This is a genomic window from Cryobacterium zhongshanensis, assembly GCF_022760445.1.
Taxonomy (GTDB): Bacteria; Actinomycetota; Actinomycetes; order Actinomycetales; family Microbacteriaceae; genus Cryobacterium; species Cryobacterium algoricola.
Genome location: NZ_JALGAR010000001.1, coordinates 383,091 through 397,602 on the forward strand (window position 1 = coordinate 383,091; position 14,512 = coordinate 397,602).

Annotated in this window: 13 protein-coding genes; 11 read left to right on the forward strand and 2 right to left on the reverse strand. The window is 68.8% G+C overall.

Features of this window, described 5'->3' with window-relative positions; genetic code table 11:
• From MQH31_RS01795 to MQH31_RS01820, 6 genes are all read left to right on the forward strand, one after another.
• The gene (locus MQH31_RS01795; RefSeq protein WP_243010685.1) at nt 1-1,776 is read left to right on the forward strand and encodes a cation:proton antiporter; all 1,776 of its coding nucleotides are present in this window, start codon (nt 1-3) and stop codon (nt 1,774-1,776) included.
• Nucleotides 1,773-2,561, forward strand: coding sequence for an SURF1 family protein (locus MQH31_RS01800; RefSeq protein WP_243010686.1), 789 nt, complete (start codon nt 1,773-1,775; stop codon nt 2,559-2,561). Before MQH31_RS01795 ends, MQH31_RS01800 begins: the two co-directional genes overlap by 4 nt.
• A 9-nt stretch (nt 2,562-2,570) precedes the next feature.
• The gene (locus tag MQH31_RS01805) at nt 2,571-3,005 is read left to right on the forward strand and encodes a DUF3817 domain-containing protein (RefSeq protein ID WP_134534087.1); all 435 of its coding nucleotides are present in this window, start codon (nt 2,571-2,573) and stop codon (nt 3,003-3,005) included.
• Entirely contained in the window at nt 3,002-4,621 is a 1,620-nt protein-coding gene (gene guaA / locus MQH31_RS01810) for a glutamine-hydrolyzing GMP synthase (protein ID WP_243010687.1), read from the forward strand. Before MQH31_RS01805 ends, guaA begins: the two co-directional genes overlap by 4 nt.
• Before the next feature lie 272 nt (nt 4,622-4,893).
• Nucleotides 4,894-5,289, forward strand: a complete 396-nt coding sequence (locus tag MQH31_RS01815) for a hypothetical protein (RefSeq protein ID WP_243010688.1) — start codon at nt 4,894-4,896, stop codon at nt 5,287-5,289.
• A gap of 148 nt (nt 5,290-5,437) precedes the next feature.
• Entirely contained in the window at nt 5,438-6,100 is a 663-nt protein-coding gene (locus tag MQH31_RS01820; RefSeq protein ID WP_243010689.1) for a response regulator transcription factor, read from the forward strand.
• Nucleotides 6,101-6,249: 149 nt separating this feature from the next.
• Here MQH31_RS01820 and MQH31_RS01825 read toward each other — a convergent pair whose 3' ends face one another.
• Both MQH31_RS01825 and MQH31_RS01830 read right to left on the reverse strand, forming a co-directional pair.
• Nucleotides 6,250-7,056, reverse strand: coding sequence for a Bax inhibitor-1/YccA family protein (locus tag MQH31_RS01825; RefSeq protein WP_134534081.1), 807 nt, complete (start codon nt 7,054-7,056; stop codon nt 6,250-6,252).
• A gap of 77 nt (nt 7,057-7,133) precedes the next feature.
• Nucleotides 7,134-7,709, reverse strand: coding sequence for a hypothetical protein (locus MQH31_RS01830; protein WP_243010690.1), 576 nt, complete (start codon nt 7,707-7,709; stop codon nt 7,134-7,136).
• A gap of 36 nt (nt 7,710-7,745) precedes the next feature.
• Here MQH31_RS01830 and MQH31_RS01835 point away from each other — a divergent pair, with 36 nt between their 5' ends.
• The 5 genes from MQH31_RS01835 (at nt 7,746) to MQH31_RS01855 (ending at nt 14,488) form a co-directional block, all read left to right on the forward strand.
• A complete protein-coding gene (locus MQH31_RS01835) occupies nt 7,746-8,774 on the forward strand; it encodes a glycerophosphodiester phosphodiesterase family protein (protein ID WP_243010691.1) in 1,029 nt (342 codons plus the stop codon).
• A 90-nt stretch (nt 8,775-8,864) separates the two neighbouring features.
• Nucleotides 8,865-11,354 carry an ATP-dependent helicase gene (locus MQH31_RS01840; RefSeq protein WP_372488092.1) on the forward strand — a complete coding sequence of 830 codons (2,490 nt, stop codon included), beginning with the start codon at nt 8,865-8,867 and terminating at the stop codon, nt 11,352-11,354.
• A complete protein-coding gene (locus MQH31_RS01845; protein WP_243010692.1) occupies nt 11,354-12,466 on the forward strand; it encodes an FUSC family protein in 1,113 nt (370 codons plus the stop codon). Before MQH31_RS01840 ends, MQH31_RS01845 begins: the two co-directional genes overlap by 1 nt.
• Before the next feature lie 55 nt (nt 12,467-12,521).
• Nucleotides 12,522-13,961 carry a ferredoxin reductase family protein gene (locus tag MQH31_RS01850; protein ID WP_243010693.1) on the forward strand — a complete coding sequence of 480 codons (1,440 nt, stop codon included), beginning with the start codon at nt 12,522-12,524 and terminating at the stop codon, nt 13,959-13,961.
• The gene (locus tag MQH31_RS01855) at nt 13,958-14,488 is read left to right on the forward strand and encodes an FMN-binding protein (protein WP_243010694.1); all 531 of its coding nucleotides are present in this window, start codon (nt 13,958-13,960) and stop codon (nt 14,486-14,488) included. Before MQH31_RS01850 ends, MQH31_RS01855 begins: the two co-directional genes overlap by 4 nt.
• Nucleotides 14,489-14,512: the final 24 nt, after the last annotated feature.

Genomic DNA, 14,512 nt, shown 5'->3' on the forward strand with positions numbered 1-14,512 from the left:
ATGAACCTCGGCACGGACCTGATCACACTCGGCATCCTGCTGGTCGTGGCCTATGTGCTCGGTCGCGCCGCAAAACTGATCGGCCTGCCGTCCATCCCGATCTACATGATCGTCGGCCTGTTCGCGAGCCCGTACACCCACTGGTTCCCGCTCGATTTCCACTCCGCCGACATCGAGCTCATCGCCGTCTTCGGGCTCATCCTGCTCCTGTTCAGCCTCGGCCTCGAGTTCGACCAGGAGGAATTCTTCAACGATGCCGGGAAACTGCTGCTCTCCGGCGGCTCCTACGTCGTGATCAACATGGGCATCGGCTTCGCCTTCGGCATGATGGTCGGCTGGGGTACCCGCGAGGCCCTCGTTATCGCGGGCATGACCGGCACCTCCTCGAGCGCGATCATCACCAAACTCCTGATCGAGCTGCGCCGCCTCGCCAACAAGGAAACGCCGATGATCCTCGGCGTCACCGTCGTCGGCGACATCTTCATCGCGGTGTACCTGTCGATCGTCTCGGTCGTGCTGAGCGGCAAGACCGAGATCTGGCCGATCGTGCTGCAACTCAGCATCGCGTTCCTCTTCCTCGTCGTGATGTTCTCCCTCGCCCGCTGGGGCGGCCGGGTCGTGTCCCGCCTGGTCCGCACCAAGGACGACGAACTCTTCACGATCCTGTTCTTCGGGCTTGCCGTGCTCTTCGCCGGCATCGGCGAGATCATCGGGGTGACGGATGCGATCGGCGCGTTCCTGATCGGCGTCGTCCTCGGCGCGAGCACCTACCGCACCCGGCTCGAACGTGTCGCGGTCCCGTTGCGGGACATCTTCGCCGCCTTCTTCTTCCTCAACTTCGGCCTCGCGCTGCACATCGCGGAGTTCGGTTCGGTCATCCTCGTCGTGCTCGCGGCGGTCGTGATGACCTTCGTGCTCAACCTGATCTCGGGGATGCTGCTGGCCCGGTTGCACTCGATGGGAATCTCCGAGGGGCTCAATGCCGCCGCGATCCTGGTGAACCGCGGAGAGTTCACGCTCATCCTCGCGACCCTCTCGGTCGGGGCGGGCCTGAACGGCCTGCTCCAGCCGTTCGCGGGCCTCTACGTGCTCACCATGGCCATCCTCGGTCCGCTCTTCGCCGCGAATTCGGAACGGCTCGGCGCCCTGCTGCCCGGTCGTCGCCGGAAGCGCGCGGCAATCCGGCCCGACCGCGACCCGATGCACGCCGAGGAGTTCCGGCTCGTCGACGCGGCGACAGCCGGCGCACTGAGCGACCAGGACGCGCAGCGCGCCGCCGCCCACCTCGGCGAACAGCCGCTGCCGCCCGTGCGGCCGGAGCCGCGGAAGCGCACGGACCACGACCGGCGTGCCGACCACGACGAGCGGGCGGAACAGGCCGAGCGCGGCGAGTACGTCAAGCACGTTGTGGACGACGGCATCGACGAACTCGACGGTCCGACGCCACTGCCGACGCAGGGACGCCCGAACGTCGCCGCGCGCCCAGGCGCGAACCCGAATGCAAACGCACACCCGGACGCCGATGGCGGTGCCGATGCCGGTGCCGGTGCCGATGCCGATGCCGGGACGCAGGCGCACTCTCCTGCCGACGTGCACTCGTCTCTCGGCGTGGACTCGGACACAGATCCCGGCCCAGGCCCCGGCACCGACTCCGGCTCCGAGTCCGGCCAGGCCTCAGGCGCCGACCCGATGGCCGAATACGCCAAACGACTTTCGCGCACTCGCGCCCAGAGGGACAAGCCGGCACCCGACGCCGGGACAGGTGACTACCAATGATCCGCATGATGTTCCGCCCCCGCTGGATTCTCGCGCTCCTCCTCGCTCTCGCCGTCGCGGCCGGCTTCGCGGCACTCGGGCACTGGCAGCTCGAACGCGCCGTCGCATCCGGCGTGGTCGTGGAGCGGAGCACGGAGACCGTGAAACCCCTCGACGAGGTCGTGACCCCCGGCGGAGCTCCGCGCGATTCCGCGACCGGCCAGCTCGTGACCGTCGACGGCAGCTACGTGCCCGGCGACGAGCAGCTGATCAGCGACCGTTCCAACGACGGGACGAGCGGGTACTGGATCGTGAGCCACTTCATCGTCGGTGCCGGCGGCGGCAGCAGTGCGGGAGCGAGCATCGCCGTCGCGCGCGGCTGGGTGGCGGACGAGGCGGCGGCCCGGTCGACGATGGGCAGCCTCGCGGCGGTCCCCGCCAACCAGGTCATCACCCTGGCCGGCCGGTTCCTCCCCACCGAAGCCCCCGTCGTTCCCGCGGACGGCCGAGACCCGCACAGCATGACGACGGTGTCCACTGCGGCCCTGATCAACCTCTGGGCCGGCTTCGACGGCACCGCGGTCTACCCGGGCTACATCGTCGACGGGGCCGCGGCATCCGGTCTCACCGCAATCGATTCGCCCGCACCGCTCACGGATGCCTCCCTCAACTGGCTGAACATCTTCTACGCCGTCGAGTGGGTCGTCTTCGCCGGCTTCGCCGTGTTCCTCTGGTACCGCCTCGTGCGGGATGCCTGGGAGCGCGAGGAGGAGCTCCGCGAGGAAGCGGCAATATCCGCCGGTTAGAATTGGCGCATGCCACTCGAACCCAGACCCGCTGATGTTCCCAGCATCCCGGGGGCGCTGAAGCTCTACCAGACCTCCTCGATCATCACCGGCGTCTTCCTGCTGCTGCTCTGCGCCGAGGTCGTCCTGAAGTTCGTCTTCCAGTACGAGCTCGAGCTGGGCGGTCCGTACGGGCTGCTCGTCCCGAGGGACACCGTCACCGCGTTCAACCTGAGCACCGCGATCCTGATCATGCACGGCTGGTTCTACGTGCTCTACCTGTTCGCGGACTTCCGGCTCTGGAGCCTGATGCGCTGGCCGTTCACCCGGTTCCTGCTGATCGCCCTTGGCGGCGTGATCCCCACCCTGTCCTTCTTCCTCGAGGGCCGCGTCGCCCGCGAGGTTCGTGCCTGGCTTGCCGCCAGGGCGCTTTCCGACGCCGAGGGTGCGGAGGCCCATTCATGACTTCAGTTGCCGACCCGACCGCGGTCGTGACCCCGACGGAGGCGTCCGGCATCGACCGCCCCGTTCTCGTGGTGGACTTCGGTGCCCAGTACGCCCAGTTGATCGCGCGCCGCGTGCGTGAGGCATCCGTCTACTCGGAGATCGTCGCGCACTCGATCACCGCCGCGGAGGTCGCCGCGAAGAACCCGGTCGGGATCGTGCTGAGCGGAGGACCTTCGAGCGTCTACGCCGAGGGCGCCCCGACCTTCGACCCGGCGATCTTCGACCTCGGCATCCCCGTGCTCGGCATCTGCTACGGCTTCCAGGTGATGGCGACCGCCCTCGGCGGCGAGGTCGCCCACACCGGGCTCAGCGAATACGGCTCGACCCCCGTGACGGTCGCGACCGGGGAGAACGTCCTCCTCGCCGGGCAGCCGAACGAGCAGACCGTGTGGATGAGCCACGGCGATTCCGTCTCGCGCGCCCCCGAGGGCTTCGCGGTGCTTGCCTCGACCGATTCGACCCCGGTCGCCGCGTTCGCGAACGACGACCGCCGCCTCTACGGCGTGCAGTGGCACCCCGAGGTCAAGCACACCGAATTCGGCCAGGACGTGCTCGAGAACTTCCTGCACCGGGCCGCCGGGATTCCCGCCGACTGGAACAGCGGCAACGTCATCGCGGAACAGGTCGCGAAGATCCGCGCCCAGGTCGGCACCGGAAAGGTCATTTGCGGGCTCTCCGGCGGCGTCGACTCCGCCGTCGCGGCCGCCCTGGTGCACAAGGCCATCGGCGACCAGCTCGTCTGCGTCTTCGTCGACCACGGCCTGCTCCGCCAGGACGAACGTCGCCAGGTCGAGGAAGACTACGTCAAGGCAACCGGTGTGCGCCTCGTCACCGTCGACGTGCGCGAGCAGTTCCTCGCCGCGCTCGAGGGCGTCAGTGACCCGGAGACCAAGCGCAAGATCATCGGCCGCGAGTTCATCCGCACCTTCGAGCAGGCCCAGGCCGAGCTCATCAAGGAAGCCGCGGAGCTGGACGGCGACCCGATTCGCTTCCTCGTGCAGGGCACCCTGTACCCCGACGTCGTCGAGTCCGGCGGCGGCAGCGGCACCGCGAACATCAAGAGCCACCACAACGTGGGCGGCCTGCCGGAAGACCTGAAGTTCGAACTCGTCGAACCGCTCCGCACCCTGTTCAAGGACGAGGTGCGCGCGATCGGCGCCGAACTGGGGCTGCCGCCGGAGATCGTGCAGCGCCAGCCGTTCCCCGGACCCGGCCTGGGCATCCGCATCGTCGGTTCGATCACCTTCGAACGGCTCGAACTGCTGCGCCACGCGGATGCGATCGTGCGCGCCGAACTCACCGCCGCCGGCCTCGACGGGGTCATCTGGCAGTGCCCGGTCGTGCTCCTTGCAGACGTCCGCTCCGTCGGCGTGCAGGGCGACGGCCGCACCTACGGCCACCCGATCGTGCTGCGCCCGGTCTCCTCTGAGGACGCGATGACGGCCGACTGGACCCGCCTCCCGTACGACCTGCTCGCCCGCATCTCGAACCGCATCACGAACGAAGTGGATGGCGTCAACCGCGTCGTTCTCGACGTCACGTCGAAGCCGCCGGGAACCATCGAGTGGGAGTGACCCTCTCCCGGTGAAGTACGGACGAAGCACCCTCGTTGTCACAATGAGGGTGCTTTTTCCGTACCTCGGGAGACGGGGTCGCTCCGAGGTGACAGCTGTCATGGGGGAGCGGTGACAGCGGGTACTTCCCGCGCCGCGGCATCCGCGTGAGGATGAGGGGGAAGCGTCGACGGGAGCCGCTTCGGCTCTCCGGCGATCCCGCGGAGGTCTTTCCGCGGCATCGGCCGGCCGGGTATTCCGGCCGGGGCGCCGTCCCGACGAAGGTGACGCCCATGAATTCCACGGTTTCGGAAACGTACGGGTTCGATGATGAGCCAGGCCCGTCGTTCACTGCGCCCCGGAGCGGCCCTGCCGAAACGTCCGCTCCCCGGCATCGCGTCGCCGCCGATGGCGACGAGATCGCACCGGAGGCCCTCGCCCTGTTCCGGAACGCGGCGGCCCGGCCGCGTGTCGAAGCCGTGTACACCGGCGTCGACGGCTGGGTCGACGTGCCGGGCCGCGCCGTGTTCACCCGCGCGCTCGCCGAGCACTACCGGCAGTCCGGCATCGCGATGGTCCGGTTGTCCTGGCGGTTTCGCACGCGCACCTTCTCGATGAGCCGGGCGAGCTCGCGCTCCCGGGGGCCGGACGAGCAATGGCGCGTGGAGGCCTCGTCATCCCAGCGCTGACCGCTCCGTCTGTGATCGGGACTTCTCTGCAGATTCTCACCCCGTTCGGGGGGTTTTTCGGCGCCAGGGTTTGCTAGAGTCCATACGCGACCTTCCACCTCACAACTGCCGTGATCGCGGGCAGTCGACCGACGTGGGGAGGTACTGGATGAGCTTCGACCCCACCGAGCCCGCGCATCCTGCCCCGGCACCGGTGCCTGGCTCGCTGATCCGGGTGCTGCTCGTCGAGGATCACGTCCTCCTGCGTACGGCGCTCGTGGCGGTCTTCTCGCTCGAAGCCGATATCGAGGTCGTTGCCGCGATCGGCGACGGCGCTGAGGTCCTGTCGACGGTGCGCCGCACCGCTCCCGACGTCATCGTCCTCGACATCCACCTGCCCGGGATCGATGGCCTCGGGCTGCTCCCACTGATCCAGGCCGCCGACCCGCGGGTCAAGGTTCTGCTGCTCGCGAGCCATCCGCGGCCCGGTGACGTCCGGCGCGCCATCCGGGGCGGCGTGGATGGCTTCCAGCACACGGACCTGGCCTCAGGACGCCTGCTCGCCGTGATCCGGGAGATCCAGGCCGGCGAACGCGCGATCGACCCGCAGCTCGCGATCAACGCGATGATGTACGGCGAATCGCCGCTCACCGCGCGGGAGACCGAGGTCTTGCTCCTCGCGGCCGAGGGGCGGAGTGCCCCCGAGGTCGCGCGTTCGCTGCACCTGAGTCCCGGGGCCATCCGGAATTACCTCTCGGCGGCATCCGCCAAGCTCGGGGCGCGCAACCGGTCAGAGGCGATCCGCACCGCGACGGACAAGGGCTGGATCTGAACCGGACTCCGTCGCCACGCCGCCCGCTTTAACGACGTGAAGTCGGGGATCTTCCCGACACACCCTTCATCCGGCCTGCGGATGCGGCGTGTCGCGAGAATCTCCGACTTCACGTTCTGTGCGGGAGCTCGCGCCCGCGCGGGTCCTGCTTAGTTTCGCGAGATCGCGAAGAGGCGGAGCAGTTCGACGTAGAGCCAGACGACGGTGACCATGATGCCGAACGCGCCGGACCAGCCGTACTTGCGTGCGACGCGGTTGTTGACGCCGCGCTGGATGAAGTCGAAGTCGAGAACGAGCGAGTACGCGGCCATCAGCACCGCGAGGATGCCGATCGCGACGCCGAGGGGGATGCCGAAGATCTTCACGTTGCTGCTGAGGCCGAACGGGCTGTCGACGGCTCCGAAGGCGACGAGGCCGAAGTTGAGCAGCGAGAACACGAAGTAGCCGACCATCGCGACCATGAACACCTTCGTCGCGCGCTTGGACGCGCGTACCTTGCCGCTCGCGAACAGCGCGAGGGTCACGCCGACGACCACGAGGGTCGCGAGCACGGCCTGGACGACGACGCCCGGGTAGATCGCCTCGAAGATGTACGAGATACCGCCGACGAAGAGGCCTTCCGCCGCCGCGTAGCCGAGGATCAGGCCGGGGGACGGCTCCTTCTTGAAGGCGTTGACGAGGCCGAGCACGAGGCCGACGATCATGCCGAGGAACGGCAGGAACGGCATCGTCGGGGTCAGCAGCCAGGATGCGGCCGCCGCGACGAGCAACAGGGCGAAGCTCAGCGTGGTCTTCACGATGGTGTCTTCGTAGGTCATCCGGCCGGTGTCCTGTGAGCCTGCGGACGGCGCTTCGTAGATGCGCTGCAGGTCAGCTTCGGTCAGGCTGGTCGCTGCCGCTGATCCTTGTGCGGCAAAGGCGGGATTGCGCGAGAATGCGGGGTTTGAGGATGCCATGTTCCTAAGATCTCAATCAGGTCGGATATTGTCAACGCCGGGGATCCGGCAACGCGCCGGTGGGCGTTTCTGAGAGTCTATTCAGCCCTGCTGGGCGTCTGCCGAGTAGATCCTGAGGGATTGTCCCCGGCGTCACCCGGTCCGGCCGTTTCACCGGCCGGCGGCGGATTGAGCCGCGCCCAGCGCCGCTGCGCGAGCCACCGGGCGAGCCACGCCGAGGCGATCACGGTGACCGAGCCGGCCACGTCGCCGACCCAGTTCTGCGAGGAGTTGTGCAGCGACAGCTTGAGGATGAAACTCACCACGACCGGGACGAGCAGAACCAGGTAGCTGATGCCCGGCCGGTGCCGCACGAACAGCCAGCACGCGAGGAGCACGGCGAACGCGCCGGTGAAATCGGGTCCGGCCAGCAGCGTGAGCGCGGCGATCTCCGCGGGGAGGATCACGAGCAGCCGCCGCCAGAGCGCACCGGGCATCGCGAGCCAGCCGAGCAACTGCAGGGCCGGACCGAGGGCGAGGAAGAAGAGACTGTACGTGCTCGTGAGGTTCGTTGCGGCCACGCCGAGCGCGACCAGGGAGACTCCGACTGTCAGGCGGGCGCGGTACACGCCCGGCGTGTGGCGCCGGGTGTCGGGTTCGCTCCAGAGTGTCATCGCTTCGAGTCTGCCAGCAGCGCGTATGGTCAGGGCATGCAACCGATCGTGATCGGTCACCGCGGGGCGAGCGGTTACCGGCCGGAACACACCCGCGGCGCCTATGAACTCGCGGTTGCCCTCGGCGCTGACGCGGTCGAACCGGACGTCGTCGTCACCCGGGACGGTGTACTCATCGTGCGGCACGAGAACGAGATCTCCGCGACGACGGATGTCGCGGCGCACCCCGAATTCGCCGACCGCCGTACCCGGAAGGTCATCGACGGCATCCGCATGACGGGCTGGTTCACCGAGGACTTCACCTGGGCCGAACTGCGCACCCTGCGCGCGAGGGAACGACTGCCGGCCCTGCGCAAGGCCAGCGCGTCCTTCGACGGTCGTTTCCCGCTGCTCCGGTTGCGCGACGTGTTCAAGCTGATGGACCGGGTGTCCAGCCGGGCGAGGCGCCCCGTCGGCGTCGTCGCCGAGATCAAGCACGCGAGCTACTTCGAGTCGATCGGCTTCCCCATTGACGAACTCTTCGCCGCAGAGGTCAACACCGCAGGCTGGAACGCGGGCGACGGACGACTCACGATCGAGAGCTTCGAACGCACCCTGCTCGACCAGGTCTATGCGCGCGGCATCTACGGAAAACGGATCTTCCTGCTCGAGGCGACGGGGAAGCCCGCAGACCAGGTTCGCCTGGTCGGCCGGGCCGCTCCCGACTATGCGGACTACCTGACCGACCAGGGCCTATACGGGCTGAGCGGACTCGTCGACGGGGTCAGCGTCCCGAAATCGCTCATCCTCGAGATCGGGCAGGACGGGCACGTCACGGGCGCCTCGGACCTCGTCGACGCCGCCCACGCCGCCAACCTCGAGATCTACTGCTGGACCCTGCGCCCGGAGAACGTGTTCCTCGCGAAGACCTTCCAGCGCGGGCGGTTCCGCGCCGACTTCGGCGACTGGCAGACCGAGTTCCGCACGATCATGGGCACGGGGATCGACGGAGTCTTCGCCGACCACCCCGACCTCGCCGTCGCGGTCCGCGACGAACTCGCCGCCGAGGCCCGCGAGGACCGCTGAACCGGGCGGCATTCAACTGAGCTGCGGTCGGTCACGCCCGCCGGGGCGCCTCGGCCGGTGTCAGGGGCACCGCTTAGACTTGGAGGCGAGATGATGACGCCCTTCGACCCGGACAACACCCCCGTACGCACTCCTTCGGCAACGCCGATAATCCTCGACGGCTATGGCGCCGGTTATGGCGCCGGCCCCGGCGGCCCCACCGGAGATACCGGCCACCGGCAGAGCCCCCTGCTCGACGGGCTCAACCCGCAGCAGCTCGAGGCCGTCGAATACCGCGGGCCGTCCCTCCTCATCATCGCGGGCGCGGGCAGTGGCAAGACGAGTGTGCTGACCCGCCGCATCGCGAGCCTTCTCGAGACCCGGGAGGCCTACCCGAGCCAGATCCTCGCGATCACCTTCACCAACAAGGCCGCCGCCGAGATGCGCGAGCGCGTCAAGGTGCTCCTCGGCGAGGGTGCCGAGGGAATGTGGATCTCGACCTTCCACTCCTCCTGCGTGCGCATCCTGCGCCGCGAGGCCGAAAGCGCCGGTCTCTCGTCGAGCTTCAGCATCTACGACTCCGCGGACACGAAGGTCACCCTCAAACGCATCATCAAGTCGCTCGACGCCGACAGCTACGGATTCACCCCCGGCAACGCCGCCGCGAAGATCTCCAAGCTCAAGAACGAGCTCGCGGACGTCGATTCCTACGCCCGCAACGCCAACCTCAGTGACCCGCAGGAGGTCATGTTCATCGAGATCTTCCGCCAGTACACGCAGCGGCTGCGTGCGGCGAACGCCCTCGACTTCGACGACCTGATCGGCGAGACGGTCTACCTCTTCCGCGCGTTCCCCCGCGTCGCCGCAACCTACCGGCGCCGCTTCCGGCACATCCTCGTCGACGAATACCAGGACACCAACCACGCCCAGTACTCCCTCGTGCGCGAGCTCACTCTCCCCGTCACGCCCGAGCTCGCCGACGAGCTCGAGGCGACCGGCGTGCACGTGCGCAACCTGCGCGAACCGAGCGGCGGCATCCCCGGTGCGTCCCTGACCGTCGTCGGCGACTCCGACCAGTCCATCTACGCCTTCCGCGGTGCCGACACCCGCAACATCAGCGAATTCGAACGCGACTTCCCCGGCACGAAGGTCATCCTGCTCGAGCAGAACTACCGCTCGACCCAGAACATCCTCTCCGCGGCGAACGCCGTGATCGGCCACAACTTCGACCGCAAGGAGAAGAAGCTGTGGAGCGCGGGCGGCGACGGCGAGAAGATCGTGGGCTACACCGCGTACAACGGGCACGACGAGGCCCAGTTCGTCGCGGACGAGATCGAGACCCTGCACGGGGCGGGCATGGCCTACCGGGACATGGCCGTGTTCTACCGCACCAACGCCCAGACCAGGGCGCTCGAGGAGATCTTCGTCCGCGCCGCCGTGCCGTACCGCGTCGTCGGCGGCACCAAGTTCTACGAGCGCGCCGAGATCAAGGACGCCCTCGCCTACCTGATCTCCGTCGCCAACCCCGACGACGAGCTCGCCCTGCGGCGCATCCTGAACACCCCCAAGCGCGGCATCGGCCCGGCCACCGAGACCGGGCTCAGCAGCTTCGCCGAAGCGAACCAGATCAGCTTCCGCGAGGCGATGCGCGACTCCGCATCACTCGGACTCGGCCCGAAGGTCACCGGCGCCATCCTGCAGCTGGCCGGCGTGCTCGACGAGGCCGCCCTCAAGATCGACCCCGCGTATCCCGGCGGGCCGGTCAACGTCTCCGAGCTGCTGACCTTCGTGCTCGAGGGCAGCGGGCTGCTCACGGTGCTGCGCAACAGCCGCGACCCCCAGGACGAAGCGCGAGCGGAGAACATCGAGGAACTCGTCGCGCAGACGAAGGACTTCAACCGGGAGAACCCCGACGCGGGCCTCGTCGACTTCCTCACCCAGGTGTCGCTCGTCGCTGCGGCCGACGACCTCGACGATGCCTCGGGCACCGTCTCCCTGATGACCCTGCACACCGCGAAGGGCCTCGAGTACGAGGCCGTGTTCCTGACCGGGGTCGAGGAGGGGCTGCTGCCCCACCAGATGTCGGCGAATGAGCCCGGTGGACCCGCCGAGGAGCGTCGCCTCTTCTATGTGGGCATCACCCGGGCCCGGCAGCGTCTCTACCTCTCGCTCGCTATGACCCGCGCCCAGTTCGGCGAGATCAACGTGGCCATGCCGAGCCGGTACCTGCAGGAGATCCCGGCCACGCTGATCGACTGGAAGCAGTCGCCCGGCATGGCCAATTCGCGGAACGGCACCCAGTCGCGTGCGCTCAACCGTCGCGACGGTTTCGGCGGCGGCTTCAACTCCACGCGCAGCGGTTTCAGCGAGCTGCCGCCCGCCCCGAAACCGAAGACCGAGTGGGCGAACACCGTCACCCAGGTCCGCGACAACGGCGACCTCGAGCTCGCTGCCGGCGACCGGATCCGGCACTCGAGCTTCGGCGACGGCCGCGTCAACCAGGTCACCGGCGAAGGCACCAAGCGGGTCGCCCATGTCCAGTTCGACACGGCGGGCGCAAAGAAGCTCCTGATCAAGATCGCGCCGATCGAGAAGATCTAGTGCCGGGAGCGCTCGCTCCCGAGATTCCGGAGACTCCGGAGACCCTCCTCGCCCGGCTCAGGTCCCTGCGCGCACTCGACGTCGAGGTCGCGCTGCGGGCCAGCCTCGCCGTGGCCATCCCCCTCATCGTGCTCATCATTGCCGGGCGGATCGACTGGACCGCATACGCATCCTTCGGGGCGATGACCGCTCTCTACGGCCGCGGAGAGCCCTACCGGCTCCGGGCGCGCACGATCACGATCGCCGGCGCCTTCCTGCTCGGCAGCATCGCCCTCGCCCTCGGCGTCGCCGTCGCCGGGCTTCCGCTCCTCGTCGGCGGCCTGCTGCTCGTAGTCATCGGCGGCATCCTCGTTGCGACGACGGCCGGGCTCGTGCCCGGTACCCCGCTGTTCTTCGTCTTCGCGTTCTCCGTGTGCGCGCAATTGCCGACTCCGCCCGGCGAGGTCGGCGAGCGGATGCTCGTCGCCGTCGCCGCGGCCGTGCTCGCCTGGCTGCTCACCATGTCCGGCTGGGGCCTCCGCCGGATGTTCGAGCCGCATTCGACCGGCCTGTTCAAGGACCTGCCGCGCGCTCCGCGGCTTCGCCCCGCCACCTACCGCGACCCGCAGGTCTGGCTCGTGATCCTGCAGAATGTGGTCGGCGTGCTCCTGGCCGGTGGCCTCGCCATGATCGTGGGCATCGGGCACCCCTACTGGGCCGTCGTCGCCGTCGTCGCGGTGCTGCCACCGCCCCGGGCAGCCCACTCGATCTCCCGCGCGGTGCACCGCGTGGTCGGGACCGCACTCGGCGTGGTGGTGACCGGTCTCGTGCTGCTGCCTGGGCCATCCGTCGCCTGGCTCGTCGTCGTGATCACGGTCAGCCAGTTCGGCGCCGAGATCCTGGTCGGCAAGCACTACGGTGCCGCTCTGCTCTTCATCACCCCGCTCGCGCTCTCCGTCGTGCACCTCGGTAGCCCCGTTCCGGTGCCTGCCCTGCTCGTCGACCGGGTCGTCGAGACCGCACTCGGGGCCGGGGTCGCGATCCTGCTCGTGCTGTTGTTCCGGTTCGGGGCCGGAGCCGCCGCCCAGCGTCGCGAACGTCGGGGACCGACGGAAGCGCCCAGCGGCTCATAGCCGGTTCATAGGCTATCGAAAGCCTCCGCATGGGAGGTGGCCCGATGCTCGGAACATGAGCCTCGACACCAGACCCCTGCTCCTCCAGCAGCGTCTCCCCGAGACGACGCACATCCGCCGTCGACCCGCCCCGCGCGTCAACCCGAACTACCCGAGACGGATGCGCCTCGCCGACACCCTGCAGGTGCTCTGCATCGTCTCGGTCGCGCTCGCCGTCGCCCTCTTCCTCGGCTCCGGCGGGCCGGCCCGCTTCGGCACCCTCGCGGACACGCTCACCTCGATCGGCATCGTGACCGGCCTCGTCGGCACCGACCTGCTCCTCGTGATGCTGCTGCTCGCCGCCCGGCTGCCCGCGATCGACCGGGCCTTCGGCCATGACAGCGCCATGGCGCTGCACCAGTCGCTCGGCAAACCTGCCCTGTACCTGCTCTTCGCCCACGCGGTGTTCCTGATCATCGGCTACGCACTCTCGAGCGGGGTGAACGTGTTCGCCGAGACCTGGAGCATGCTCACCGGGATGCCCGACATGCTCCTGGCCTTCATCGCCCTCGGCCTGCTCGTCGTCGTAGTCGTCACCTCGCTCGTCATCGTGCGTCACCGCCTGCCCTACGAGGTCTGGCACATCGTGCACCTGCTCTCGTACGTCGCCGTGCTCGCCGCGCTGCCGCACATGCTGACCGCGGGCACGGTCCTGGTCGCCGGTTCGCCGCAGTGGTACTACTGGCTCGCCCTGTACGTCGGCGTGGCCGGATCCGTAGTGGTCTACCGGGTGGTGCTCCCCATCGTGCGGTCGCTGCGCTCCCGGCTCGTCGTCGCCGGCGTTGATCGTGAGGCGCCCGGTGTCGTGTCGATCCGCCTCTCCGGACGCAAGCTGCACCACCTGCAGGCGACCGCAGGCCAGTTCTTCATCTGGCGGTTCTGGACGCCCGGGCAGTGGTGGCAGGTGCACCCGTTCTCGCTCTCCGCCGCGCCGGCCCACAACTCCCTCCGGGTCACGGTGCGCGCCCTCGGCGACGGTTCGACCGACCTCGCCTCGGTGCCGGTCGGGACCCGGGTGAGCTTCGAAGGCCCGTACGGGTTGTTCACCGACCGGGCCAGGACGAGCCCGCGGATCGTGCTCGTCGCGGCCGGCATCGGGGCCGCTCCGATCCGCGCGCTCCTCGAAACGGCGACCTTCGCGCCGGGGCAGGCGACCGTGCTGCTGCGCTCGCACTCCGTCGCCGACAGCTACCTCGTCGAGGAGATCGCCGAGCTCTGCCGCCTCCGGGGTGCCGAGTTCCGCATCATCACCGGCACGCGTGCTCCCGGAGCCCACAGCTGGCTGCCCGGAGACGCCGTGAACGCGCGGATCTCCCTGAACACCCTCGTTCCGATGCTCAGCGAATCGGACGTCTACATTTGCGGTCCACGGCGGTGGACCGACGAGGTCGTGCGGGATGCCCGCTCGGCCGGACTCCCCACGCAACAGATCCACTTCGAAAGGTTTGACTGGTGAGAAAACGAGCAGCGGCTGCGGCCGCAACAGCGTCCCTGTCCGTACTGGCCATCGGCTGGCTGGTCGGCACGCCGGCCATCGCCTCCCTGCAGGACACCCTGGGCGGGACCGCGACGGATGCGACGGTGTCGGCCGCAGCATCCGCCCCCGTCGCGTCGACCCCGGCGGCCGCGGCAACCGCGACCGCCACCGCGGCGCCGGCAGCGACGGCGACCCCGACCCCGACGGCGACCCCCGCGGCGGCCGGAATCACCGGGACCTTCACCGGCTCTGTCGTGGCCACCCGGTTCGGCAACATGCAGGTGTCGGTCACCCTCGCCGACGGCACGATCACCGACGTCACGGCGCTCCAGCTGACCGACAAGGACTCCAGGTCGGTGCAGATCAGCAACCGCGCGGCCCCCGTGCTCAAGGCCGAAGTGCTGCAAGCCCAGTCCGCCGCGGTGGCGAATGTGAGCGGCGCAACGTACACGACCCAGGGGTACCTCACCTCGCTGCAGGCGGCGCTCGACGCCGCCGGGTTCTAGCCGCGGGCATCCGTTCTGCAGCGG

What these genes read in the sequence shown, in the direction of transcription:
- MQH31_RS01820 (WP_243010689.1), top strand. Translation starts at nt 5,438, where the DNA reads ATGAGCTTCGACCCCACCGAGCCCGCGCATCCTGCCCCGGCACCGGTG.
- MQH31_RS01825 (WP_134534081.1), bottom strand. Translation starts at nt 7,056, where the DNA reads ATGGCATCCTCAAACCCCGCATTCTCGCGCAATCCCGCCTTTGCCGCA.
- MQH31_RS01815 (WP_243010688.1), top strand. Translation starts at nt 4,894, where the DNA reads ATGAATTCCACGGTTTCGGAAACGTACGGGTTCGATGATGAGCCAGGC.
- MQH31_RS01805 (WP_134534087.1), top strand. Translation starts at nt 2,571, where the DNA reads ATGCCACTCGAACCCAGACCCGCTGATGTTCCCAGCATCCCGGGGGCG.
- MQH31_RS01840 (WP_372488092.1), top strand. Translation starts at nt 8,865, where the DNA reads ATGATGACGCCCTTCGACCCGGACAACACCCCCGTACGCACTCCTTCG.
- MQH31_RS01795 (WP_243010685.1), top strand. Translation starts at nt 1, where the DNA reads ATGAACCTCGGCACGGACCTGATCACACTCGGCATCCTGCTGGTCGTG.
- MQH31_RS01830 (WP_243010690.1), bottom strand. Translation starts at nt 7,709, where the DNA reads ATGACACTCTGGAGCGAACCCGACACCCGGCGCCACACGCCGGGCGTG.
- guaA (WP_243010687.1), top strand. Translation starts at nt 3,002, where the DNA reads ATGACTTCAGTTGCCGACCCGACCGCGGTCGTGACCCCGACGGAGGCG.
- MQH31_RS01850 (WP_243010693.1), top strand. Translation starts at nt 12,522, where the DNA reads ATGAGCCTCGACACCAGACCCCTGCTCCTCCAGCAGCGTCTCCCCGAG.
- MQH31_RS01800 (WP_243010686.1), top strand. Translation starts at nt 1,773, where the DNA reads ATGATCCGCATGATGTTCCGCCCCCGCTGGATTCTCGCGCTCCTCCTC.
- MQH31_RS01835 (WP_243010691.1), top strand. Translation starts at nt 7,746, where the DNA reads ATGCAACCGATCGTGATCGGTCACCGCGGGGCGAGCGGTTACCGGCCG.